The sequence below is a fragment of the Bradyrhizobium sp. DOA9 genome, assembly GCF_000617845.2.
In the GTDB taxonomy this organism is placed as follows: Bacteria; Pseudomonadota; Alphaproteobacteria; order Rhizobiales; family Xanthobacteraceae; genus Bradyrhizobium.
On record NZ_DF820425.1, the window covers coordinates 5,987,580 to 6,011,930 of the forward strand.

General features: G+C 64.9%; 20 protein-coding genes and 1 riboswitch. Of the genes, 9 read left to right on the forward strand and 11 right to left on the reverse strand.

The window, feature by feature from the left end; genetic code table 11:
- Positions 1 to 127 precede the first annotated feature (127 nt).
- The 3 genes from BDOA9_RS28285 to BDOA9_RS28295 are packed head-to-tail and all read right to left on the reverse strand — an operon-like array spanning position 128 to position 2,745.
- Entirely contained in the window at positions 128 to 1,006 is an 879-nt protein-coding gene (locus BDOA9_RS28285) for a sulfurtransferase (protein ID WP_025037309.1), read from the reverse strand.
- 48 nt (positions 1,007 to 1,054) lie between these two features.
- On the reverse strand, positions 1,055 to 2,167 hold the full coding sequence (locus tag BDOA9_RS28290) for an acyl-CoA dehydrogenase family protein (RefSeq protein ID WP_025037310.1): 1,113 nt from the start codon (positions 2,165 to 2,167) through the stop codon (positions 1,055 to 1,057).
- Between the two features lie 35 nt (positions 2,168 to 2,202).
- Positions 2,203 to 2,745, reverse strand: a complete 543-nt coding sequence (locus BDOA9_RS28295) for an OsmC family protein (RefSeq protein ID WP_025037311.1) — start codon at positions 2,743 to 2,745, stop codon at positions 2,203 to 2,205.
- A gap of 247 nt (positions 2,746 to 2,992) precedes the next feature.
- On the opposite strand from BDOA9_RS28295, the gene BDOA9_RS28300 reads away from it, so the two are divergent.
- Positions 2,993 to 3,640, forward strand: a complete 648-nt coding sequence (locus BDOA9_RS28300; protein ID WP_025037312.1) for a TetR/AcrR family transcriptional regulator — start codon at positions 2,993 to 2,995, stop codon at positions 3,638 to 3,640.
- 57 nt (positions 3,641 to 3,697) lie between these two features.
- Here BDOA9_RS28300 and BDOA9_RS28305 read toward each other — a convergent pair whose 3' ends face one another.
- Positions 3,698 to 5,137, reverse strand: a complete 1,440-nt coding sequence (locus BDOA9_RS28305; protein ID WP_025037313.1) for a DUF1254 domain-containing protein — start codon at positions 5,135 to 5,137, stop codon at positions 3,698 to 3,700.
- Positions 5,138 to 5,250: 113 nt separating this feature from the next.
- Entirely contained in the window at positions 5,251 to 6,159 is a 909-nt protein-coding gene (locus tag BDOA9_RS28310) for a LysR family transcriptional regulator (RefSeq protein WP_025037314.1), read from the reverse strand.
- A gap of 102 nt (positions 6,160 to 6,261) precedes the next feature.
- Between BDOA9_RS28310 and wrbA the strand changes: the two genes are divergently transcribed.
- Both wrbA and BDOA9_RS28320 read left to right on the forward strand, forming a co-directional pair.
- Positions 6,262 to 6,888 carry an NAD(P)H:quinone oxidoreductase gene (wrbA, locus tag BDOA9_RS28315; RefSeq protein ID WP_025037315.1) on the forward strand — a complete coding sequence of 209 codons (627 nt, stop codon included), beginning with the start codon at positions 6,262 to 6,264 and terminating at the stop codon, positions 6,886 to 6,888.
- A complete protein-coding gene (locus BDOA9_RS28320) occupies positions 6,888 to 8,087 on the forward strand; it encodes an MFS transporter (protein WP_025037316.1) in 1,200 nt (399 codons plus the stop codon). Before wrbA ends, BDOA9_RS28320 begins: the two co-directional genes overlap by 1 nt.
- Positions 8,088 to 8,091: 4 nt before the next feature.
- Here the strand turns inward: BDOA9_RS28320 and BDOA9_RS28325 are convergent, their stop codons facing one another.
- Positions 8,092 to 9,285 carry a TrmJ/YjtD family RNA methyltransferase gene (locus BDOA9_RS28325; RefSeq protein ID WP_025037317.1) on the reverse strand — a complete coding sequence of 398 codons (1,194 nt, stop codon included), beginning with the start codon at positions 9,283 to 9,285 and terminating at the stop codon, positions 8,092 to 8,094.
- A gap of 340 nt (positions 9,286 to 9,625) precedes the next feature.
- Here BDOA9_RS28325 and BDOA9_RS28330 point away from each other — a divergent pair, with 340 nt between their 5' ends.
- Positions 9,626 to 10,840 (forward strand): NADP-dependent isocitrate dehydrogenase, encoded by a 1,215-nt coding sequence (locus tag BDOA9_RS28330; protein ID WP_025037318.1) that lies wholly within the window; start codon positions 9,626 to 9,628, stop codon positions 10,838 to 10,840.
- 69 nt (positions 10,841 to 10,909) lie between these two features.
- On the opposite strand, the gene BDOA9_RS28335 is transcribed toward BDOA9_RS28330, so the two are convergent.
- Positions 10,910 to 12,136: a cyclic nucleotide-gated ion channel gene (locus tag BDOA9_RS28335; protein ID WP_025037319.1), complete on the reverse strand. Its 1,227-nt coding sequence runs from the start codon at positions 12,134 to 12,136 to the stop codon at positions 10,910 to 10,912.
- Between the two features lie 5 nt (positions 12,137 to 12,141).
- On the reverse strand, positions 12,142 to 14,820 hold the full coding sequence (alaS, locus tag BDOA9_RS28340; RefSeq protein ID WP_025037320.1) for an alanine--tRNA ligase: 2,679 nt from the start codon (positions 14,818 to 14,820) through the stop codon (positions 12,142 to 12,144).
- Positions 14,821 to 15,130: 310 nt separating this feature from the next.
- A riboswitch (glycine riboswitch) is annotated at positions 15,131 to 15,220 on the forward strand.
- 144 nt (positions 15,221 to 15,364) lie between these two features.
- Between alaS and gcvT the strand changes: the two genes are divergently transcribed.
- Genes gcvT through gcvP form a run of 3 tightly spaced genes read left to right on the forward strand, consistent with a single transcriptional unit; the run spans position 15,365 to position 19,774 of the window.
- Positions 15,365 to 16,510: a glycine cleavage system aminomethyltransferase GcvT gene (gene gcvT / locus BDOA9_RS28345; RefSeq protein WP_025037321.1), complete on the forward strand. Its 1,146-nt coding sequence runs from the start codon at positions 15,365 to 15,367 to the stop codon at positions 16,508 to 16,510.
- A gap of 10 nt (positions 16,511 to 16,520) precedes the next feature.
- Positions 16,521 to 16,889, forward strand: a complete 369-nt coding sequence (gene gcvH, locus BDOA9_RS28350; protein WP_025037322.1) for a glycine cleavage system protein GcvH — start codon at positions 16,521 to 16,523, stop codon at positions 16,887 to 16,889.
- A 17-nt stretch (positions 16,890 to 16,906) separates the two neighbouring features.
- The gene (gcvP, locus tag BDOA9_RS28355) at positions 16,907 to 19,774 is read left to right on the forward strand and encodes an aminomethyl-transferring glycine dehydrogenase (protein ID WP_025037323.1); all 2,868 of its coding nucleotides are present in this window, start codon (positions 16,907 to 16,909) and stop codon (positions 19,772 to 19,774) included.
- A gap of 124 nt (positions 19,775 to 19,898) precedes the next feature.
- On the opposite strand, the gene BDOA9_RS28360 is transcribed toward gcvP, so the two are convergent.
- Both BDOA9_RS28360 and recA read right to left on the reverse strand, forming a co-directional pair.
- Complete coding sequence (locus BDOA9_RS28360) at positions 19,899 to 20,894, reverse strand: hypothetical protein (protein WP_025037324.1); 996 nt, start codon at positions 20,892 to 20,894, stop codon at positions 19,899 to 19,901.
- Positions 20,895 to 20,994: 100 nt separating this feature from the next.
- Positions 20,995 to 22,083, reverse strand: a complete 1,089-nt coding sequence (gene recA, locus BDOA9_RS28365; RefSeq protein ID WP_025037325.1) for a recombinase RecA — start codon at positions 22,081 to 22,083, stop codon at positions 20,995 to 20,997.
- Between the two features lie 681 nt (positions 22,084 to 22,764).
- Between recA and BDOA9_RS28370 the strand changes: the two genes are divergently transcribed.
- Positions 22,765 to 22,965: a hypothetical protein gene (locus BDOA9_RS28370; RefSeq protein ID WP_025037326.1), complete on the forward strand. Its 201-nt coding sequence runs from the start codon at positions 22,765 to 22,767 to the stop codon at positions 22,963 to 22,965.
- Positions 22,966 to 23,121: 156 nt separating this feature from the next.
- Positions 23,122 to 23,292, forward strand: a complete 171-nt coding sequence (locus BDOA9_RS39085; protein WP_042336797.1) for a hypothetical protein — start codon at positions 23,122 to 23,124, stop codon at positions 23,290 to 23,292.
- 619 nt (positions 23,293 to 23,911) lie between these two features.
- On the opposite strand, the gene BDOA9_RS28380 is transcribed toward BDOA9_RS39085, so the two are convergent.
- Complete coding sequence (locus tag BDOA9_RS28380) at positions 23,912 to 24,169, reverse strand: DUF2798 domain-containing protein (RefSeq protein WP_025037327.1); 258 nt, start codon at positions 24,167 to 24,169, stop codon at positions 23,912 to 23,914.
- Positions 24,170 to 24,351 lie beyond the last annotated feature (182 nt).

Genomic DNA, 24,351 nt, shown 5'->3' on the forward strand with positions numbered 1-24,351 from the left:
AAGATGCGATCCGGGTGAGGGGTTTCAGTCTCACTGAGCGGCACCCCCTCACCCGGATTGCTGCGCAATCCGACCTCTCCCCGCTGGGGAGAGGTGGACCGAACTTGCTGCCGCTCTCACGTTGTTCTCACGCCGCCTTGGTCGTCACGCCCGCTGCCATCGGCAGGCCCTGCTCGATCGGCAGCGAGGGATCGCGCGACCATTCGTTCCAGGAGCCGAAATACATCCGCACGTCCTTCACGCCGGCGTTCTTCAGCGCCAGGAAGGTGTTGGAGGCGCGCGCGCCCTTGAAGCAGTAGAGATAGACCGGCGTGGTCGGCGAGATGCCGACGGTGGCGCATTCGGCCAGAATCTCGTCCTTGGACTTGAAGCGCGGGCCTTCGGCGGTCGGCTTCATCATGCGATACCATTCCAGCCACACGGCGCCCGGAATGCGGCCCTTGCGCGGGCAGAAATCCTTGCCGTAGGGCGAGGAGCTATCGCCGATCCACTCGTCGACGTCGCGCACGTCGAGGATAGCGATGCCCGGCTTGCCGACGGCACCGAGCATGGTCTTGGCATCGATCAGGATCTCGCTGGCTTCAGGCACGATCGCGAACGAAGCCTTCACCGGCGTCGGCACGTCCTTGGTCACCGGGAAGCCCGCCGCCGACCAGGCATCGAAGCCGCCATGCAGCACCTTCACCTTGGGATAGCCGAGCATGGTGAGCAGGTAATAGCCGCGGCAGGACTGGCCGAAGCCGGAATTCATCGACTGCTCGTAGATCACGGCGGTCTCCTTGCCCGACAGGCCGGCAGCGCCGAACGCATCGGCGAATTTCGTCTTGAGCTCGGCCATGCCTTCCGGCGTCGAGGTCGCCAGGAACGTAAAGATCTCGTGCACGTTCACGGCGCCCGGCAGGTGCCCGGCGGCGTAAGCATCGGGATTGCGGGTGTCGATGACGACACACGGCTCTAGCTTCAAGAGATCGGCGAGTTCGACGGCAGTGATCAGGACGTCAGTCATGGCAGCCTCTCCGTTGAGGTTGGTGGGTCTTCGGGTGGACTCGTAGATTCAAGAATCGGCGAGCATCTTGCGCAGCTGCTTGGTGGCCGGCGTGACGATCGCGACGAAATAGGCCTCGCGCAGACGCCGCTGCGCGCGGTGGCTCTTGAGGTAGCCGCGTGCGCCACAATGCAGCATCGCTGCATGTGCCGCCGCGACGCTGGCCTCGCCGGCGCGAAGCCGGAGCGCGATCACCTTGCGCCAGTAGGTCTCCTCCTCGTTGTAGGGATCGCGCGCCAGCGTCATGGTCTCGGCCTCGAGCTCGGCGGCGAGTTCGCGGAACTGCACCGGCTGCTGCGGCAGATAGCGGTTGATGTGCCCGAGGGGCGCGTCGACCTCGCCCATGATGTCGATGCAATCCTTGATCAACCCCAGCGCCATGCCGGCCTGGAGCAGGATGAAGCCGGCGCGGATCTTCTTGACGAAGGGCGCGGCGGGATCGGCGAGGATCAGCTCGTCCGGCACGAAGGCGTCGCGGAACTGCACGCCATAGGTGCCGGTGCCGTCCATCGCGAGGAACGGCTTGCACGGCGTCAGCGTGATCGCGGGGTCGGAGCAATCCGCCAGGAACATGACAGTGCCCGCATCATCCTCGCGCTCGAAGATGGTGCCGAAATAATGGTCGGGACCGAGATTGGAGACCCAGGGCAGCGCGCCGCGCACGATGTAGCCGCCCTCGACCTTGCGGCCCTTCAGCTTGAGCTTCTCGATGCCGAAGAAGCTCTTCATGGGATTGGAGAGCCCGGTGCCGCCGAGCACGCGGCCGGTCGAGAAGGCATCGCCGAAGCGCTTGGCGAGCTTCACATTGGTGGAATTCGCCGCGTACCAGACCAGCGTGTTCTGACACCACGCCATGAAGGCCGTGGCACCGCAGACCTGGCCAATTTCGGCCATTGCCTGAACGGCACAGCGCAGGTCCGCCGGTCCTTCATGCGGCACGTGGCTGCCCCACGCCCCGACCGCACCGAACTTGCGCAGCACCTCGGCCGGATAGACCGATCCGTCGTCGATTGCAGCGGCCAGCGGCGCGAGCTCTTCGCGCGCGATCCGCGCCACCTCGCCCGCAATGGACGGTGCGGGCTGATCCAGAACGTCGGCCATCGATAAAGCCAGTGAACCCATGATCGTCTCCCGCACCCTGTCCTGATTGCCGTCTGCTAGATGCCGACCTCGAGATTGACCGGCCGGGTGAAGGTGTTGGCGACCGGCGACCACTTCTTCACATGGGCGACCAGCGCGTTGATCTCGTCCGGCGAGATGCCCTCGCACTCCATGTCGACCTTGACGCGGACGTCGGTGAATCCGACCGGCTTGTCGGAGACATCGCCGGTGCCCCAGACCGCGGTGATGTTGAGGTCGCCTTCGAGCTCCAGCTCGAGCTTGTTGACGATCCAGCCGCGGTGCACGGCGTTGGCATGCAGGCCGACCGCAAGGCACGAGCCGAGCGCGGCGAGCGAGGCCTCCGACGGATTGGGCGCGGTGTCGTCGCCCAAGAGACCCGGCGGCTCGTCGACGATGTAGGGCTGCAGGTTGCGGATGTAGTTGGCGTGGCGGAATTTGCCTTCCGCGACCGTCTTGCACTTCAAGGTCTTGATGACCTTCGGATTTGCCTTGCCGTTGGCAATCAGTTGCTCGAGCCCGTTCTTGTCGATGGGCGCGAGGCACCCCGTCAGCACTGTCTTCTGGACGACGGCAGTCATCAGTCTTCTCCCTGGCAGAAGTGGAAATCGGTAGGATACCGAACGGTCTGTTTCCTTGCATGGAGCGTGCCAGAGCCGACGAAAAACAAAAGGCGAAGCTTTGGAGCCGCTTAAGCCTCCCTGCCTGCGGATTGATCAGCCGGCCTTTGCTCAAACGCGATGCAGACCGGCCCGCTCTTGCGAATCTTTTCAGCGCTAAACAGATGCGGCTTGCTGATGCGGCACGGCTGCGGGTAAGTTTGAGTCCATGGCAAAGACGTCATCGAAAAAGAATTCGCCCCACGCCGCTGCCGGCGACGACGAATCCGCACGAGGCCGCCTGCTCAACGCGGCGACGCATCTGTTCTGCAAGAACGGCATCAACGCCACCGGCATCGATGCGATCATCGAAGAGGCCGGCACCGCCAAGACCACGCTCTACAAATTGTTCGGCTCCAAGACCAACCTCGTCAACGCGGTGCTGGAGAGCGAAGGCAAGCAATGGCGCGAATGGTTCATTGGCGCCATGGAGCAAGGCGGCGGCGATGCGCAGGCGAAACTCACGCGCATCTTCCCCGCACTGAAGAGCTGGTTCGCCGAAGAGCGCTTCTACGGCTGCCCCTTCATCAACGCCGTCGGCGAGCACGACAAGGACGCCAAGCAGTTCCGCAACATCGCGCTGAAGCACAAGAAGATCGTGCTCGGCCATATCGAGAAGCTCGCCGGTGAGCTCGGCTCGGCCGAGCCCGCCGTGCTGGCGCACCAGCTCGGCCTCATCATCGACGGCGCCATCGTCGCCGCGATGATCTCGCGCGACCCCGGCGTCGCGGACACCGCAGCTCTCACCGCCGGCCCCCTGCTCGGACAGGCCAAGGCGAAGAGGAAGCGCGCGGCGGAGCAATTGGAGACGGTGTAATCGCCCATGGCCCGATAACCGCCCGGGCGTAGCGGCTGTAGCCCTCTGGATCGTGCTTTAGCTGCTCGTCACCTGCCGGACCGGAGGCGGCTTCCAGGTCCCGTTGATGATCGAAGGCGACTTCTCGTTGGGCCAGTACATGCGCAACATCAGCACGAACTTGCCGGCGGGCGCAGGAAGCCAGTTGCTCTCCTTGTCGGAGCCTGGATTGTCCTTCTGGATGTAGAGGTCGACCGAACCGTCCGGATTGGCTTTGAGGTTCTGACGGGCGCTGATCGACTGGCGGTTGATCGGATTGGCGACGAAGAAATAGTTCTCGTCATACATCGTCAGCGACCAGAAACCGCCGACCGGAGGAAGCTGCCCCTTCGGAAAGCGCATGACGTACTTGTTGCTGCCGACATAGTCTTTCCCGTCGGCGTCCTTCTGCGATGTCGGATAGCACGCATCCTGAATTCGGTTGGCGCCGAGGCCGATGGCCGTGACCAGGGCGCGGTTGAAATAATTGGTACCGTAGACGCCGGCTTCGGCGTCGAAGGCCCAGCCGTTGACATTCCTGATCGCCTTGTTGACCTTGAACTGCAGCATGATGCGGTCGAATGCCACCTGCGGGACCCGCTTGGCGAAGGCAGCATCGAACTTGCTCGCGTCGAAATCCTTGCCGGGGACAAGACCGATCTTCGCGAATTTGGCGACCTCAGGCGCATCCGCGGCGGCCGGCGGATTGCGCTTCATCAATTGCGCCAGAAGCGTGAAATAGGCGGCGGCATCCATGCGGTTGACCTGGTCGCGAACTGCCGTCTTCATGTCGATCGACGCATCGGCCTTGCCTGCCGGAGGCGTATAGGACTTGCCGTAGGCGCTGAGCGGCACGAGCTTGAACTCGTCCTGCGCGGCATGCACGGTTGCATAATCTTCCGGCGTGCCGGTGCAGTAGATGCGGCCCAGAATCCACACCATGCTCGTGGGTGATTTGTATTCCTTGATGCCGGCGGGAAGCGTTCCCTTCCAGCCCGGGCCGGTGATCGCGTAGGTCTGCGCCCTGGTGCCGGTGGTGCGCTTGCCAGGGACCTGGAAGACGTTGGTCCAGCCGTCCAGCATCGGAAACAGGAAGTAACGGTCCTTCATGTCAGGCATGGTCAGGACCCAGGGTTCGTCTCCCACGTCGATCCAGGCGGTCGTGTAGAGGGTATCTGCGTTGGGTGCGGTGACGTCCTTGAAGCTGGCATCAGGGTATTTGCGCAGCTTGACGAACTGCCCCATCGGCCCACGCGTGCCCTCTGGCGCCGCGACGTTGGTCATCACGCGGCGGGTCATTTCCATCGTCACAAGCGGATAGCCGTAGATATAGGCGTCCTGGGCGAGCCAGAAATCTTCGCCACCCTCCAGGGCCCTGACGACAGGACCGTCAAACTCGGCGCGTGCCGTGCGGGACATCACAAGCGACGATACGGCGGCGCTGAACACGGCCAGCGCCTGGCGACGGTCAATTGACATATCGGCCCCCCTTTTGCCTCGAACCTACCGGGAGGAGGTCCCCGTTCTTTGACATGTATCAATGAAGCTGGGTGGCCGGCACGCGGTCATCCCGCGCCTGCGGCCATGTCAGGCTAGGTCTCGGCCAGCTGCATCAAGGCCTGGCGAAACGCCAGCGCGGCTGGTCCGAACGGCTCGTCCAGCCGGTGCGCGAGATAGGCTTCTGCGGCAACCTGGCTGCGCCGTCCGAGAGCGGTGGTGGCAAGCCGCATAAGGCGCCTTTCCTTCAGATCGCGCTCCACCTGCCAGAACGGCAGGCGGCCCCAGCCGAGGCCAGCGAGGATCATCGCGTGCTTGGTGTCCTGATTGGTGACCCGGCAGGTCTGCGGCGACAGAACACCGAACATGCGTCCTTCGGTCAACGGCGTCGGGTCGGACAGAACGATCTGCAGATGATCCGCCAGATCCTGAAGGCTGATCGTGCTGTGCGATTGCCGCCTCGCCAATGGGTGCTTAGCGGAAACGACGGCAACCTGCTCCACCGACGAGATCGCCTCGAGCGCGATCCGCGCGTCGCGGAAATCCTCTCCCACCACGATCGCCAGCGAACTGCGTTTGTCGATCAGCGAGGCGATCGGTCCACCCAGCGGCTCGACCGCAAGCCTGATCGAGACCGAGGGATAGGCGGCGCGCATCTTCGTCAATGCCGCGCCAACCTTGCCGATCGGAAACAAGGTGTCGACCGTCAAGGAAAGCTCGAGTTCGACTCCCTCGCCAAGGCCCCGGGCTCTCGCCCGCATCGCGTCCACTCTGAGGAGAATGTCACGTGCGTTGGCGAGCAGTGACTGCCCCTCAGGCGTCAATACGGGCCGATGACCCGTGCGATCGAACAGCGCAAGACCCAGCTCGGCCTCCAGATTGGCGATGGCATGGCTGATGGCGGACTGGACACGGGACAGCCGAGCGGCGGCCGACCGGAAGCTCCCGCATTCCGCCACCGTCACGAATGTTCGCAACTGATCAAGCGTCAGCACATCCAGCATGATCTATCCAGTCGATCAAACTCATCGATCTTATCGCGCTACCGCCGATCATGCACAGACCTATTTTGGCTCCCAGCCCACCTGCGAGAGCGAGGAAGGAAAATGACGAAAGTCCTGGTGCTGTACTACTCGTCCTACGGCCACATCGAGACGATGGCTGAAGAGATTGCCCGGGGTGCACGGGAAGCCGAAGCCGAAGTTGCCATCAAGCGCGTACCGGAAATTGTTCCCGACCACGTCGCGCAAAAGGCCGGATACAAGCTCGATCAGCGCGCCGAGACCGCTGCCGTGGCCGAATTGCCGGACTACGACGCGATCATCTTTGGCACGCCGACGCGTTTCGGGAACATGGCCGCGCAGATGAAGAACTTCCTGGACCAGTGCGGCGGCCTGTGGTTCGAGAACAAGCTCGTGGGCAAGGTCGGCAGCGTCTTCACATCCACGGGCAGCCAGCATGGCGGTCAGGAAAGCACCATCCTCTCCGTGCACACCGTGCTGCTGCACCTCGGCATGGTCGTGGTCGGGCTGCCCTACACATTCAAGGGGCAGATGCGCATGGACGAGGTCACCGGATGCTCGCCCTACGGCGCATCGACGCTCGCCGACGACGGCAGCGGCGGGGATCGTCGCCCCAGCGCCAACGAACTGGCCGGGGCACGCTTTCAGGGACGCCATGTCGCCGAGATTGCTCGCGCCTTGGCCGCTGGGCGGCTCAAGGAGGCGGCCTGATGGCGGCGGCCGCACCTGCCCCGTCCTTGCGAGATCGACATTGGCATGTGGTGAGCATCGTCGTGGGCTCCGGCATCGTCGCCGCGATCCAGGTGGGCAAGGCTGCCATCGCCACGCCCATGCTGCAAAAGGACCTGGGCCTTGACCTCGCCGCTGCCGGGTGGCTGACCGGGATAATCGCTGTTCTCGGCCTGTTGGGCGGTATCCCTGCCGGCTCCCTCGTCGCCCGCGCTGGAGATCGGCAAAGTCTCATTCTCGGCCTTGGGCTGCTCATCCTTGGCGCCGTCATCGGCGCGATCGCAACCGGCTATGCGGTCCTTCTCGCATCGCGCATCCTGGAAGGTTCAGGTTTCCTTCTGATCATTGTTGCGGGACCGGCGATCCTGAACAGAGTAGTCCCGTCCGGGCAACAAGACGTTCCGCTTGCCCTGTGGAGCTGTTTCATGCCGGCCGGCATTGCGCTCGCGATGCTCGTCGGGACGTTCTTCAGCGACTGGCGCGCTCTGTGGTGGGGCAGCGCCGGTGCTGCGGCGATCGCCATCGCGGCGGCTTGGATGAATATTCCGGCTGCCCCGAAGCGGATCTCGGCATCGTGGCGGCGCACGATGTTGGACGCCATGCGCGTAGCGGCAAGCAAGGGCCCGCTTCTGCTGGCCGGATGCTTTGCCCTCTACAGCCTGATGTTCTTCGCGCTGTTCAGCTTCCTCCCGGTGCTGCTGATGGAGCGGATGAACATCCCCCATGGCACCGCCGGCATGCTCAGTGCTCTTGCCACCGCGAGCAACATCATCGGCAATGTCGCGGCCGGCTACCTGCTTGCGCGTGGCGCCAGGCATTCGATGCTGCTCGTCGCGGCCTGTCTGGCGATGGGGTTTTCCGCTCCTGGGATCTTCCTGCAGATGTTCGGCGATACGCCCACGCTTCTGCTGTGCATCCTGTTCGCGGCGGTCGGCGGCCTGATGCCGGCCGTCCTGATCTCATCGATCCCCTTGCTCGCGCCATCCGCGGCACTCATTCCTGTGGTCACCGGTCTGGTCATGCAGGGCAGCAATCTCGGCCAGGTGGCCGGACCTGTTGCGGTCGGAAGTGCGGTTGAGGCCTATGGGTGGACGGCCGCACTGGCCATCATGCTGATCGCCGCAGCGCTTGCCGCCGTCGTCGCCGCATCCGCGCGCTTCGATGACACCACCACCCGCTGAGAACCTACTGCTCCATCATCCCCTGCAGCCGCACCAGCTCCGCCTCCAGATCGCGCTCCACATCCGCTGCCCGAATGTCGAGCACGCGATAGTCCCGCGCCTCCAGCCAGGTCCGCCGTCCCGCGCGGTCGGCGGCGATCGCTTCCCCCTCGCCCGGGTTGACCAGCTCGATCGCGATCCGGTGCGGGAAGGAGACGAAGTCCGGGATGTGGCGCCCCACGGGCGTTTGTCTCTTGAACTGGCCGGCAAAGCGGCGGTCACGCGTCAGCGCCTGCCAGAGCAGGCGCTCGGCGTCGGTCGGGTTGCGGCGGAGCAGGCGGGCAAGGCCGCGCACGGTCGAGCCGCTGTCGGGCACGCCGCCGCCCTGGCCGTGCTCGGCCAAGAGCGCGCGCAGGCGCGTCGCCTGCTCGCCGTCGAGCACGCCGCCCTTGGCCGGACCCTTGCGTCCTTCCGCGATCGCCATGATCACACCATGCAGCGTGTGCATGTCCTGCTTGGTCGGCTCCATCCGGGTGAAGATGTTGCGCAGGTTGACCAGCATGGTGTCGCGCTTCTCCGCGGGGCGCAGGAACTCGACCTTGTCGAGCTCGCGCACGAGATTGTCGAAGAAGGCCTGCATCTGGTGCTGCGAGGCGCGCTCGGATCGTTCAGGCATGGCGTGCGGCAGCGCGCCCGCGGTCGCCCGCTTGAACCATTCGTAGCCGACCAGCAGCACGGCCTGGGCGAGGTTGAGCGAGGCAAAGCCCGGATTGACCGGGAAGGTGATGATGCGGTTGGAAAGCCCGACCTCCTCGTTGGTCAGCCCCCAGCGCTCGCGGCCGAACAGGATGCCGGCCCTGCCGCCGGTCGCGAGTTGCCCGGCGATCTCGGCGGCAGCCGCCTCCGGCCCGACCACCGGCTTGGCCTGGTCGTGGGGCCGTGCGGTGGTGGCGAACAGGAGGTCGAGGTCGGCGACCGCCTCTGCGACCGTGCCGAACAATTCGACCTTTTCCAGGATGTGGTCGGCGCCGGCCGCGGCCCGCTGGGCGGCGATGTTGGGCCAGCCGTCGCGGGGATTGACGATGCGTAAGCGCCCGAGGGCAAAATTGCCCATGGCGCGCGCGGCCATGCCGATGTTCTCGCCGAGCTGCGGCTCGACCAGGACCACGATGGGACCGTCGAGGGAAAGGCCGGCCTTGCTCTTGTCAGTCCCCGACATCTCGCTTTGCTTTCACTCTTCGTCTCAAGGCCTTGGCGAGGCCGACTCAGGAATTGATTCAAGCGGCCCCAGGACCGGGCCTGCCCCTCGCGGTCTGTCGTTTGCCTGTCCTGACGAAATTCTCAAGGGAAATAACGGCTTGGATTCGACTTTTAACTCTCTTCCGAATCCGCCGATCCGGTCCTGCAGCGGGGCGGCTCCCCGCCCCCCGCCAGCGGAAGCTGGATGAGCTAAAAGTGCATAATCCCTTGGCTTTCGTCCGCCGCGCGGCGGTGCTAAGAGGCGGCGGATATTCCAGCTGGCGCGCGACGAGCGCCGTTCCCAAGAGGCTTCCCCGATCATGGCAAAAATCAAGGTATCCAATCCCGTCGTCGAGCTCGATGGCGACGAGATGACCCGGATCATCTGGCAGTACATCAAGGACAAGCTGATCAACCCGTTCCTGGATGTCGAGCTGCTCTATTTCGACCTGGGCATGGAATACCGCGACCACACCAACGATCAGGTCACGATCGATGCCGCCGAGGCCATCAAGAAGGTCGGCGTCGGCGTCAAATGCGCCACCATCACCCCGGATGAAGCCCGGGTGAAGGAGTTCAACCTCAAGCAGATGTGGAAGTCGCCGAACGGCACCATCCGCAACATCCTCGGCGGCGTGATCTTCCGCGAGCCGATCATCTGCAAGAACGTGCCGCGCCTGGTTCCCGGCTGGACCAAGCCGATCATCATCGGCCGCCACGCCTATGGCGACCAGTACCGCGCCACCGACATCAAGTTCCCCGGCAAGGGCACCCTCTCGCTGAAGTTCGTCGGCGAGGACGGCACCGTGATCGAGAAGGAAGTGTTCAAGGCGCCCGGCGCCGGCGTCGCGATGGAGATGTACAATCTCGACGATTCCATCATCGACTTCGCCCGCGCCTCGTTCAATTACGGCCTGCTCCGCAATTACCCGGTGTACCTGTCGACCAAGAACACGATCCTCAAGGTCTATGACGGGCGCTTCAAGGACATCTTCCAGGAGATCTTCGACAAGGAGTTCAAGAAGGAGTTCGACGCCAAGGGCCTGACCTACGAGCACCGCCTGATCGACGACATGGTGGCCTCGGCGCTGAAATGGTCCGGCGGCTACGTCTGGGCCTGCAAGAACTACGATGGCGACGTGCAGTCCGACACGGTCGCGCAGGGCTACGGCTCGCTCGGCCTGATGACCTCGGTGCTGCTGACCCCCGACGGCAAGACCGTCGAGGCGGAAGCTGCCCACGGCACGGTGACCCGTCACTACCGCGAGCACCAGAAGGGCAAGGAGACCTCGACCAACTCGATCGCGTCGATCTTCGCCTGGACGCGCGGCCTCGCCCACCGCGCCAAGCTCGACAACAATGCCGAGCTCGCCAAGTTCGCGGCCACGCTGGAGAAGGTCTGCGTCGACACCGTCGAGGCCGGCTATATGACCAAGGACCTTGCGCTCCTGGTCGGCGCCGACCAGCGCTGGCTCTCGACCACCGGCTTCCTCGACAAGGTCGCGGAGAACCTGACCAAGGAGCTGGCGGCGTAATTGGCCGACCGGGCCGAAACACCACAACGGGCCGCGCTGCATGCGCGGCCCGTTTGCTTTTGCGACCGCTCAGCGGCCCTCGCCTTCCTTCTCCGCCTGCGCGAGCTCGGCGAGCGCGAGATCGCCGGTGTCGGCGAGCCGCGCCTTGGCGGTCTCGTGGACGTGATCCGCGAGCGTCGGCATGCGCGCGATCAGGGCATGAAAATCCTGGGCATCGAGCACCAGCAGCCGCGTCTTGCGCGTCGCCGTCACCGTGCCGCTGCGCTTGGTCTTGTGCAAGAGCGCGATCTCGCCGAAGAAAGTGCCGTCGGCGAGGCGCACGTGCTGGTTCGGCAGCGCGATCTCGACCTCGCCGGCGGTGATGAAATACATCGACGAGGCGACATCGCCCCGCCGCACGAGGACCTCGCCCTGCTCGATGGTGCGCGCGCGGAGCAGCCGCATGATGTCGGCGATCTCCGCGGCCGACAGATGCGAGAACAGCGGCACCCGCGCCAGCATGCCCCAGGTCACGACGAAATCGCGCCGCTTCACCTCTTCGGCGAACGCCGAGGAGATGATCGCGACCGGCAGCGCGATCATGGCAAAGCCGGCGATGATGGCGAAGGTCGAGACGAACTTGCCGAGCGGCGTCACCGGCACGACGTCGCCATAGCCGACGGTGCCGAGCGTCACGATCGCCCACCACATCGCCTGCGGGATGGTGCCGAGCTTGTCCGGCTGCACGTCGCGCTCGATGGCGTAGAGCAGCGAGGCGAAGGTCAGGACCGCGCCGATCAGGATGACGATGCAGCCGATCAGCGCGCGCCGCTCGGCGTGCACGGCGGCGAGCAGCGAGCGCATCGCCGGCGAATAGCGGATCAGCTTGAAGAACGGCAGCACGCCGAGCGCGGCCAGCGTCGCATGCTCGCCGGTGGCGAGCACGATCGCGGCCGGCAGGAAGGCCATGAGATCGATGATGCCGAGCGCCGAGAAGGCATAGCCCATCCGGTCGGACAGCGCAGATCCCTTGCGCTGGGTATGCCCCGCCACGGTCCACAGCCGCGCCGCATATTCCAGCGCGAACACGATCACCGACAGGATGGTGATGCCTGCGAACAGCGCGCCGAACCGCGCATCCAGCTCCGGCACCGAGGCGAGGACCATCGCGGCGACGTTGAGCACGATGACGCCGATGATGAGCTGGATGAAGCGCGACCCGACCGAATAGGCCAAGGGGTCGTGCTCCAGCAAATCGTAGAGGCGATCCCTCAAGTCCGGATCGCGAAGCCCACGTCCTCGCGGAACGAGGCGCATGGGCCTTAAGCGCCTGCCATCGCTTTTTCGATCGCGCTTAGGGCTTCGGACGCCTTGGCGCCATCGGGGCCGCCGGCCTGGGCCATGTCGGGCCGGCCGCCGCCGCCCTTGCCGCCGAGCGCCTCGGAGGCGATGCGCACCAGGTTGACGGCATTGAACCGCGCGGTGAGGTCCTGCGTGACGCCGACCACGATTCCGGCCTTGCCGTCCTCGGTGACGCCGACGATGGCGACGACGCCCGAGCCGATCTGCTTCTTGCCGTCGTCGGCGAGGCTCTTGAGATCCTTCATCTCGATACCTTCGACCGCGCGCGCCATCAGCTTGACGCCGCCGGCCTCGCGCACGGCGGACGCTGCGCCGTTGCCGGCGGAAGCGCCGCCGCCCATCGCCAGCTTCTTGCGCGTATCGGAGAGCTCGCGCTCGAGCTTCTTGCGCTCCTCCATCAGCGCTGCGATGCGCGCCGGCACGTCGTCGAGCGAGGTGCGCAGCTCGTTCGCCGCAACCTTCGCCAGCGCCATGGTGTCGTTGGCGTGCTTGCGCGCGTAGTTGCCCGTCAGCGCCTCGATGCGGCGGACGCCGGAGGCGACCGCGCTCTCGCTCGTGACCGTGATTAGGCCGATATCGCCGGTGCGCTTGACATGGGTGCCGCCGCAGAGCTCGACCGACCAGCCGAGCGCGTTGTCGCCGCGCTCGCGCGCGGTCCGGCCCATCGAGACGACGCGAACCTCGTCGCCGTATTTCTCGCCGAACAGCGCGCGCGCGCCGGCCTCGCGGGCCTCGTCGACGCCCATCACGCGCGTGGTGACCTCGTCGTTCTCCAGCACCACGTCGTTGGCGATGTCCTCGACCCGGGCGAGCTCTTCCGGAGTGATCGGCTTCGGATGCACGAAATCGAAGCGCAGCCGATCAGGCGCGACCATCGAGCCGCGCTGGGCGATGTGATCGCCGAGCACCTGGCGCAGCGCCTCGTGGATGATATGGGTCGCCGAGTGATGGGCGCGAATGGTCGAGCGCCTTCCATGATCCACCTCGAGCTGCAGCGCGGTGCCGAGCTTCACTTCGCCACTCTCGACCGTGCCGATATGGACGAAGAGATCGCCGAGCTTCTTCTGCGTATCGGTGACGCGGACCTTGATGCCGCCCTCGCCCGAGAGCACGCCGGTGTCGCCGACCTGGCCGCCGGACTCCGCATAAAACGGGGTCTGGTTCAGCAACAGCGCGCCGGTCTCGCCGGCCTTGAGGCTCGTCACTTCAGTGCCGTCCTTGACCAGCGCCGAGACCACGCCTTCGGCGCTCTCGGTCTCGTAGCCCAGGAATTCGGTCGCCCCGAGCTTCTCGCGCAGCGGGAACCAGATCGCCTCGGAAGCCGCCTCGCCCGAACCCTTCCAGGACTCGCGCGCCTTGGCCTTCTGGCGCTCCATCGCGTCGGTGAACGCGGCCTGGTCGACGCCGATGCCGCGCGACTTCAGCGCGTCCTGCGTCAGGTCCAATGGAAAACCATAGGTGTCGTACAGCGTGAAGGCGACGTCGCCGTCGAACATGTCGCCCTTCTTCAGGGACGCGCTCTTCTCGTCGAGGATGGCAAGGCCCCGCGACAGCGTCTTGCGGAAGCGGGTCTCCTCCAGCCGCAGCGTTTCCTCGATCAGCTTTTCCGCGCGCATCAATTCCGGATAGGCCTGGCCCATCTCGCGCACCAGCGCCCAGACCAGCCGATGCATCAACGGCTCCTTGGCACCCAACAGCTGCGCATGGCGCATCGCACGGCGCATGATCCGGCGCAGCACATAGCCGCGGCCCTCGTTCGAGGGCAGCACGCCGTCGGAGACCAGGAAGGCGGAGGAGCGCAAATGGTCGGCGATGACGCGGAACGAGGCGACGTTCTGCTCGTTCGGCCCGCTGCCGAGCGCGGATGATGTCGCATCGATCAGGTTCTTGAACAGGTCGGTCTCGAACACGCTCTCGACGCCCTGGAGGATGCAGGCCATGCGCTCCAGGCCCATGCCGGTGTCGATCGAGGGACGCGGCAGGCCGACGCGCTCCTCCTTCGTCACCTGCTCGTATTGCATGAACACGAGATTCCAGAATTCGAGGAAGCGGTCGCCGTCCTCTTCCGGCGAGCCGGGAGGGCCGCCCCAGATGTGCTCGCCGCGATCGATGAAGATCTCCGAGCACGGGCCGCACGGCCCGGTGTCGCCCATCGCCCAGAAATTGTCGGCAGTCGGGATGCGGATGATGCGGTCCTCGGAGAAGCCGGCGATCTTCTTCCACAGCCCCGCCGCCTCGTCGTCGGTGTGGTAGACCGTGACTAGCAGCTTGTCCTTCTTCAGCCCGAACTCGGTCGTGATCAGCTTCCAGGCGAGCTCGATCGCGCGCTCCTTGAAGTAATCGCCGAACGAGAAATTGCCGAGCATCTCGAAGAAGGTGAGATGGCGCGCGGTGTAGCCGACATTGTCGAGGTCGTTGTGCTTGCCGCCGGCGCGCACGCATTTCTGCGACGTCGTGGCGCGCTGATAGGGCCGCTTCTCGACGCCGGTGAAGACGTTCTTGAACTGCACCATGCCGGCATTGGTGAACATCAAGGTCGGGTCGTTGCGCGGCACGAGGGGCGAGGACGGCACGATCTCGTGGCCGTTCTCGGCAAAGAAGTTCAGAAAGGTCGACCTGATCTCGTTGACGCCGCTCATGTTCATCCAATCGGGTGTGCTAGAGCATGATCCGGAAAAGTGCGAAGCGGTTTTCCGAAAAGATCATGCTCAAACAAAGAGCCAAAGCGCGATGCTCTCATCGCGCTTTAGGGCCCGCTTTTCGCCGTCCAAACCGGACCGTTGAGGCTGATATCTGCGGGCCAAAGCGCTTTTAGACAAGGCCAGCTTCGCTGTCCAGAAACTGTGCAGGGAGATCAGAGGGTTGCCGCAGCCGCGCAATCCGGTTGAAAGGCGCGAGTGTCGCGTTGACAGGCTTGGCCGTGCTGTGGTCTCTACCCATCTATATCGTACGGCCACGTCGGGAGAGACCGGCATTGGGTGCCGGCGCCGAAGGAGCAACCGCCCCGGAAACTCTCAGGCAAAAGGACCGCGTGGCTTTGACAGCATCTGGAAAGAGGCGCCGACGGGTGTAGCCCGGACCGCGTCCGCCGACGGGATAATACTCTCAGGCACAGCGACAGATGGGGCTTCGACTGGTGTCCATCGGGGAATCCTCCCCGGGGAACCGCCGAGGGCCCTCAAGATGCTAGCGCACGACCAAGACTCCCTGAAACGTACCCCCCTCTACGACCTCCATGTGTCCCTCGGGGGCAAGATGGTGCCGTTCGCGGGCTATGACATGCCCGTGCAGTACCCCGCGGGCGTCTTGAAGGAGCATCTCCATACCCGCACCAAAGCGGGCCTGTTCGACGTCTCCCACATGGGCCAGCTCGCGCTGCGGCCGAAGTCGGGCAAGGTCGAGGACGCCGCCCGCGCGCTGGAGCGGCTGGTGCCGCAAGATATCGTCGCGATCGCCGCGGGGCGGCAGCGCTACGCCCAGTTCACCAACGAAGACGGCGGCATTCTCGACGACCTCATGGTCGCCAATTTCGGCGATCACCTGTTCCTGGTCGTCAACGCCGCCTGCAAGGCCGCGGACGAGGCGCATCTGCGCGCGAATCTATCCGACGCCTGCATCATCGACGCGCTCGCCGACCGCGCGCTGATCGCGTTGCAGGGCCCGAAGGCCGAAGCCGCGCTGGCGAAATTCTGTGCAGAGGCGCCGGCCATGACATTCATGGACGCCGGCCCGCATGAGGTCGCCAGCATCAAATGCTTCGTCTCGCGCTCCGGCTACACCGGCGAGGACGGCTTCGAGATCTCGGTTCCATCAGGCGATGCCGAGCGCCTCGCAAAGCTGCTGCTGGAAAATCCCGACGTGCTCCCGATCGGCCTCGGGGCCCGCGACAGCCTGCGGCTGGAAGCCGGGCTCTGCTTGTACGGCCACGACATCGACACCACGACCACGCCGGTCGAGGCCGCGCTGGAATGGTCGGTGCAGAAAAGCCGCCGCACGGGTGGTGCGCGCGCCGGCGGCTTTCCGGGCGCTGCGAAGATCCTCGCCCATTTCGATGGCGGCGCATCCCGCCGCCGCGTCGGACTACGCGCCGAAGGTCGCGCGCCCGTGCGCGAGGGCGCGGTGCTGTTTGCCGACGCTGCGGGCGGCGAGGCGATCGGAAAAGTCACCTCGGGCGGTTTCGGCCCGAGCCTGAGCGCGCCGGTGGCGATGGGCTACGTGCCCGTGAGCCTCGCCGCGCTTGGCACAAAGCTCTTCGCCGAGGTGCGCGGCCAGCGACTGCCGCTCGCGGTCGCCGCCATGCCCTTCGTGAAAAACACCTACAAACGCTGAGGACGAGACAATGACCACGACGCTGTACACTTCCGACCACGAATGGCTTTCCATCGACGGCGATGTCGCCACGGTCGGCATCACCGATTACGCCCAGCAGCAGCTCGGCGACGTCGTGTTCGTCGAGCTGCCCAAGGTCGGCCGCGCGCTGAAGAAGGCCGAAGCCGCAGCGGTGGTCGAGTCCGTGAAGGCGGCCTCCGACGTCTACGCCCCGATCTCGGGCGAAGTGCTCGAGACCAACGAGGCGCTGGCCGCCGAGCCGGCGCTGGTGAACTCGGACGCGCAAGGCAAGGCCTGGTTCTTCAAGATCAAGATCGCCGACAAAAGCGAGCTCGGCGGCCTCATGGATGAGGCTGCGTACAAGGCACATACGGCTTAAGCACGATGGAGCAAGCGATGACCGCGCACCGCAAGACCAACGGCGACACCGCCGCCAGTTTCGTACGCCGCCACATCGGCCCGTCGGCGCGCGATGTCACCGCCATGCTTGAGACAGTCAGTGCCAAGAGCCTGGACGCGCTGATGGCGGAGACGCTGCCGGCTTCGATCCGGCAGGCCACCCCGCTCGATCTCGGCAAGCCGCTCAGCGAAACCGAGGCGATTGCGCACATGGCCGAGCTCGCCGGCCAGAACCAGGTCTTCACCTCGCTGATCGGCCAGGGCTATTCAGGCACCATCCTGCCTGCGGTGATCCAGCGCAACATCCTGGAGAACCCGGCCTGGTACACGGCCTATACGCCCTACCAGCCCGAGATCAGCCAGGGCCGGCTGGAAGCGCTGTTCAACTTCCAGACCATGATCTGCGACCTCACCGGGCTCGACGTCGCCAACGCCTCGCTGCTCGATGAAGCCACTGCGGCGGCCGAGGCCATGGCGCTCGCCGAGCGGCACTCGCAGGTGAAAGCAAAAGCCTTCTTCGTCGACAAGGACGTGCATCCGCAGATGCTGGCGGTGATGCGCACCCGCGCCGAGCCGCTGGGCTGGACGCTGGTCGTCGGCGATCCCCTCACCGATCTCGACACATCGGACGTGCTCGGTGCGCTGCTGCAATATCCTGGAACCTCCGGCGCGGTGCGCGACCTCCGGCCCGCGATCGCGGCGCTGAAGGCCAAGGGCGCGCTCGCAATTCTGGCCGCCGATCTCCTCGCGCTGACGCTGCTGGCCTCGCCCGGCGAGTTGGGCGCCGACATCGCGATCGGCTCGGCCCAGCGCTTCGGCGTGCCGATGGGCTATGGCGGCCCGCACGCGGCCTATATGGCGGTGCGCGATGCGCTGAAGCGTTCGCTGCCGGGTCGCATCGTCGGCCTCTCCGTCGATTCCCGTGGAGCGCCGGCCTACCGGCTTGCGCTGCAGACCCGCGAGCAGCACATCCGCCGCGAGAAGGCGACCTCCAACATCTGCACCGCGCAGGTGCTGCTCGCCGTGATCGCCTCGATGTATGCGGTCTATCACGGTCCCGAGGGCCTCTCCCAGATCGCCCGCAACGTGCATCGCCGCACCGCCGTGCTCGCCAGCGGCCTGCGCAAGCTCGGCTTCGCGCCGCAGTCCGAGAGCTTCTTCGACACGCTTAGCGTCGACGCTGGCGGCAAGCGCAACGAGATCGTCGCGCGCGCCCTGGCCGAGAAGATCAATCTCGGCGTGGGCGAGACCGCGCTTCGCATCGCGCTCGACGAGACCACGACGCCTGCGACGGTGGAAGCGGTCTGGCGCGCCTTCGGCGGCAAGCTTGCCTATGCCGAGATCGACGCCGAGACGCGCGAGACGCTGCCGGACGAATTGAAGCGCGGTACGGCTTTCCTGACCCACCCCGTCTTCCACGCGCATCGCTCGGAGACCGAGATTCTGCGCTACATGCGCAAGCTCAGTGACCGTGACCTCGCGCTCGACCGCGCCATGATCCCGCTGGGATCCTGCACCATGAAGCTGAACGCGACCACCGAGATGATGCCGCTGACCTGGCCGGAATTCGGCTCGCTGCATCCCTTCGTCCCGCGCGAGCAGGCACGCGGCTATCACGCACTGTTCGCGCGGCTGGAGAAGTGGCTGTGCGACATCACCGGTTATGACGCGATCTCGCTGCAGCCGAACTCGGGCGCGCAGGGCGAATATGCCGGGCTGCTCGCGATCCGCGGCTATCATGCCGCGCGTGGGCAAAGCCATCGCAAGATCTGCCTGATCCCCTCCTCCGCCCACGGCACCAACCCGGCCTCGGCCGCGATGGTCGGCATGGACGTGGTGGTGGTGGCTTGCGAGAAGAACGGCGACGTCGACGTCAACGATCTCCGCGCCAAGGCCGAGAAGCATTCGGCCAATCTCGCCGCTGTGATGATCACCTATCCCTCGACCCACGGCGTGTTCGAGGAGCACATCCGCGAGATCTGCGACATCGTGCACGGCCATGGCGGCCAGGTCTATCTGGACGGCGCCAACCTCAACGCGCAGGTCGGCCTTTCGAGGCCCGGCGATTACGGCGCCGACGTCAGCCATCTCAACCTGCACAAGACCTTCTGCATCCCTCATGGCGGCGGCGGCCCAGGCATGGGCCCGATCGGCGTCAAGGCGCATCTCGCCCCGTTCCTGCCGGGTCATCCGGCGACGCAGGCAGATGCGCCGGTCGGACCGGTCTCGGCCGCGCCGTTCGGATCGGCCTCGATCCTCACCATCTCCTACATCTACATCCTGATGATGGGCGGCGAAGGCCTGAAGCGCGCCACCGAGATCGCGATCCTCAACGCCAACTACATCGCGGCAAGGCTCGATCCGCATTTCCCGGTGCTCTACAAGAACGAGAAGGGCCGCGTCGCGCATGAGTGCATCGTCGATCCGCGGCCGCTGAAGACGACATCTGGTGTTACGGTGGACGACATCGCAAAGCGCCTGATCGATTACGGCTTCCACGCCCCGACCATGAGCTTCCCGGTGCCGGGCACGCTGATGATCGAGCCGACCGAGTCGGAATCCAAGGCCGAGCTCGATCGCTTCTGCGACGCCATGATCGCGATCCGGAAAGAGATCGCCGAGGTCGAGGCCGGCCGCTTTGAGATCGCAGCCTCGCCGCTGCGCCACGCCCCGCACACCGTGCACGACATCGCCGACGACGATTGGAAGCGCGCCTACACCCGCAGCGAAGGCTGCTTCCCCGACGGCGTCTCGCGCACCGACAAATATTGGTGCCCGGTGGGCCGCGTCGACAACGTCTATGGCGACCGCAACCTGGTGTGCTCCTGCCCGCCGGTGAGCGATTACGCAGAAGCCGCGGAGTAAGACGCGACGGAGGTCTCGTAGGGTGGGCAAAGCGTAAGCGTGCCCACCACCTTTCGTGCACGTTGAAACATGGTGGGCACGGCGCTTACGCGCCTTTGCCCACCCTACAACACCGAATGCGCCTCTAGGGCGCAATCAACAGCCGGCTTTCGCGATCCCACCGCCACAACCGTTCATTGGTGAGAAGCGTGCCGCCCCACCAACGTCGAATCGGATTGTGGCGACGGAAATCTTCGCGGCCTTCCAGAACCGCTTTGCCAAATTCGGTCAGCGACAACCGGCTCCGACGATAGGCGGCGTTGCGACCTCGCGCATCGTGCCGGGCGAGCGTCGCGAGTTTCGGATCGAGACCTGCGATCGCCGGCGTCGGGCCCGACGCAAGCCCTTCGAGCAACGGACCCAGCTCCCACTGGTCGAACACGCGCGTTTCGAGCAGCCCGCCCGGTTGAAACAGTTCTTTTGTACGGTTGTGCCCCCTTGCAATCAGCTCGACAAGCCGCGCCTCCGTCGCGCCCAATCCGGTGATTGGTGACGGCAGTTCAGCTAGCAACGCTTCCAGAGCCGGCTTCAGGAAAGGTAGCCTGGGTAAATCCCTTGTCAGCAACCCGAAGCAAAGTTCAGGCGTCGGCGCCCGATACGCCTCCCAGGCCATGTTGGCTATCTCGAAGTCGCATTCTGCGATCTCCGATTCCCGCACCGTACGATCGCGAAGTTGCGGGCCGTCCGCTTCGCGCAGATCGAAATTGACCCGTCGCAGTCTCAGACAATGGGTGATCGATGGATGGGACCGCAAATAGTCCAGGATCCAGATCAATTGCAATTGACTGTTAGGCTCAGGGTCGAACCACAGCTCGATGAACTCGACGCCATAGGTCTCGCAAAACCAAACCAGGCCAGTCTCCTTGTGCGCGAGACCGGTCTGAGGCAACCGGCCAACAAGATCGGACCACCGCACCTCCGGATCGCCCCTGTAATAGCCTCCCGTAAGATAGGCCTCGAGGTGGTGCGACGTAGGCAACGGCCCCCAAACGAACCGAAAGATCAACGGGACGACCATGTCAGCACGACCGGCATAGGTGAGACCAACGCCGGACGAACTAGTCAGAATCACACGTTTCATCGTCGAGACGCCCTCACGCAACACGAAACGGGCACCGAAGACGTCGGCAACTCAACGTCCTCAGTGCCCGCTCCTCGCGAAAAACTTGTCGCGTTAGGTCTTACTCGTCCGCCGGCTCCTCGCCGTCGGCGTCGCGCTCGGGCGTGCCGGCGAGAATCTGTTCGGCGATCAGACCGGAATTCTGGCGGATCGCGGTCTCGATCTTGGCGGTGATGTCGGGGTTGGCCTTCAGGAACGCTTTCGAGTTCTCGCGGCCCTGGCCGAGGCGCTGGCTGTCATAGGAGAACCAGGCGCCGGACTTCTCGACGATGCCGGCCTTGACGCCGAGATCGAGGATCTCGCCCATCTTGGAGACGCCCTCGCCGTACATGATGTCGAACTCGACCTGCTTGAAGGGCGGGGCCAGCTTGTTCTTGACCACCTTGACGCGGGTGGTGTTGCCGACCACCTCGTCGCGCTCCTTGATCGCGCCGATGCGGCGGATGTCGAGGCGGACGGAGGCGTAGAATTTCAGCGCATTGCCGCCGGTGGTGGTTTCCGGCGAGCCGTACATCACGCCGATCTTCATGCGGATCTGGTTGATGAAGATCACCATGGTGTTGGACTTGTTGATGGAGGCCGTCAGCTTGCGCAGCGCCTGGCTCATCAGACGGGCCTGCAGGCCCGGCAGCGCATCGCCCATCTCGCCCTCGAGCTCGGCCTTCGGCACCAGCGCCGCCACCGAATCGACCACGAGAACGTCGACCGCGCCCGAGCGCACCAGGGTGTCGCAGATCTCCAGCGCCTGCTCGCCGGTGTCGGGCTGCGAGATCAGCAGCTCGTCGATGTTGACGCCGAGCTTGCGGGCATAGACCGGATCGAGCGCGTGCTCGGCGTCGATGAAGGCGCAGATGCCGCCCTTCTTCTGCGCTTCCGCCACCGTATGCAGCGCCAGCGTGGTCTTGCCGGAGGATTCCGGCCCGTAAATCTCGACGATGCGTCCCTTGGGCAGGCCGCCGATGCCGAGCGCGATATCGAGCCCGAGCGAGCCGGAGGACACCGCCTCGATGTCCATGGAGCGGTCGTTCTTGCCGAGCTTCATCACCGAGCCCTTGCCGAACTGGCGCTCGATCTGGGAGAGCGCGGCGGCCAGAGCTTTACTCTTGTCCATGGAGGATCCTTCGACGATACGCAGGGCAGTTGCGGACATTGGGTCGTGCTCCTTATGGCGAGGATTCGCGTGAGGGACAAACGGTTGCGAGGCAGCTCGGCGATAAAAGCAATGTACCCTATTTGTTCTCAGTTCGCAATCTGTTCTTTTGCGGATTTTGCCCCCAGGCCTAATTCGTTCCAGCCAACCCGGAACTCAACCCTTGCGAGCCGTCACATGTTATTGTTGGTTGCGTAATCTACAGGCACCCTGCCCCCCACTGACGACGATTCCTGGCGTCGGTGGCCGAGAGAGACGCGCGCTCCCGCCTGTCAACGAGGACACGGGGCAATGGAAGTGGCAGAAGACACAAGGCCGGAACAGGGTCCCCGGTGCGACGATTGCCGGCTGCCGACGAGATTCCGCGCTAGCATCTTTGACCCTCGCAAGAACGGTCATGTACGGGTCTTTGATTGCCCGACTTGCAAGCGGCTGTACTGGAAAGAGTAAGGCCGCCTCCATTGGCGGCCTCTTTGGCGAACGACAGCGATCTGGGGGCTGACAAACCAGCCATGCCGGATCGTCGCGCCGCCCGCTTCGCACTGTGTGCACAACTGAACAGACGCGGGATCCATTTCCGGATCCTAATGCCTCATCACCGCGCGGATCCCGGCCACTATCGGTGATGAGAACGCACGCTCACCTTGCGCTCCCGCCCTCCTCGCACGGAAAGAGCGCGCCATGTTCAAGCGGCGACGTTTCAAGCAGCAGCTGACCCTGCAAGACCGGCTGACCGCATGGGTGAAGCAGGTTCGCGAGCAGGCCTCCAAGCTACCCCCCGGGCCGGAGCGCGACGCACTGCTGAAGAAGGCCCGCCAGGCCGACGTTGCCAATCATCTCAGCGATTGGGTCAAGTCGCCGGGGCTGCAGCCGCCGAAATAGCTGCGCCTCCGCCGGCTTCCTCGAAGCGACCATGACCGATATCAACGACGCGCGACCGGGGCGCCGTCATGTTTCCGTAATCCTGCGGCACCGAACCTTTTCGCGGTCTCGGGCCTTCTGTGGAGATGGGACCGCAACTTCTGGGGATCTCTGGTCATGACGAGCAACGACACGCAGCACGATACGATGAGGCGAAAGCCGCTGCTGGACGCCGCGCACGAGGAGATGGTGAAGTTCGAGCGCAAGGAAAGCGAGTTCCGCAAGAAGGACCGCGAAGAGCGCGCCGCCGAGCTCCATCTGCCGCTGAACGAGCTCAAGGTACATTAGGCACTGCCGGGACCGGCGGGCGAAGCGGGGCGGCACTGCGCTCCGATCCCTGGCCGGAACCCCGATCGGCATCCGGTCGGGCCGGCGCGACCGCGGGTGTTCAAGGTATCTAAATACTATCCATAACCCATTGGCGAAGCGATGAAATCGCCAAGCCTCCTACTGTGCATGGGGTTGTTTTCGCGTTTTTGAAAGGCAGGGCGCGCCGGCGCCGTCGATGGGACGGCCCCGGCACCTCAGTTCCGTCTGCAGCAGCGCCTGCTACAGCACCGCCAGCAGGACCAGGCCTATCACCAGCACGACGAAGCCAGCCGCCGTCGCGGCGGCGAATGACCGCTCTACGTTATCCATATGATGCCACCCCGTTTCCGGCGCGCCACGTTTCCCCCATGGCTGCGCCGAACGGACAAAATCTTGCCGACCTGTGTGTCCGCAGTGGTGCGGACGGATGTCGAAATTGGGACCGGTGCGGGGCCAGTCTGCGGCCTTTCGATCGCGCAATCTCCTGTCAGGCTGCCGTCAGCGGAGCCGGCTAGGATCGCCCGGCTATGGTGTTGCAGCCCAGCACCCAGCCTCCAACAACTCTCAGCCCCGCCTGGCTCCCCCAGGCGGGGTCTTTTCATGCCCGCCGGCCGGCACTGGGCTCCCGCTCCTCCCGGGTCAGGCGCAGCGAGAAGGCGCGGATCGCGGGCGCTGCCAACAGCACGACCGGCAGCATCGCGGCCCATGCGATCAGCCAGGACACCATCCAGTGCCGCACGAACAGCACCGGGCTTCCTGCGGGAAAGCTGGCTACTCCCGCCGCGATCAGCGAGGTCAGCCCGGACTGGATGATGCCGAAGACGAAGTGAGAGTAGCGGCGGGGAATGCCGAGCATGAGACGCCCATCGTTGCTGGCCCGCGATCAGGCAAGCAAGGCACATGCCGTCGAGCGGATCCGCCTCCCCGGATTGGAGCGCTGCTGGCCCCAGGAACTCTGTTCATGGTCGGAGAACCACGGAGGCCGCGGGCGACATTTTACTTGTGGCGGAATATTGCGACGACCACCATGTCTGCAGG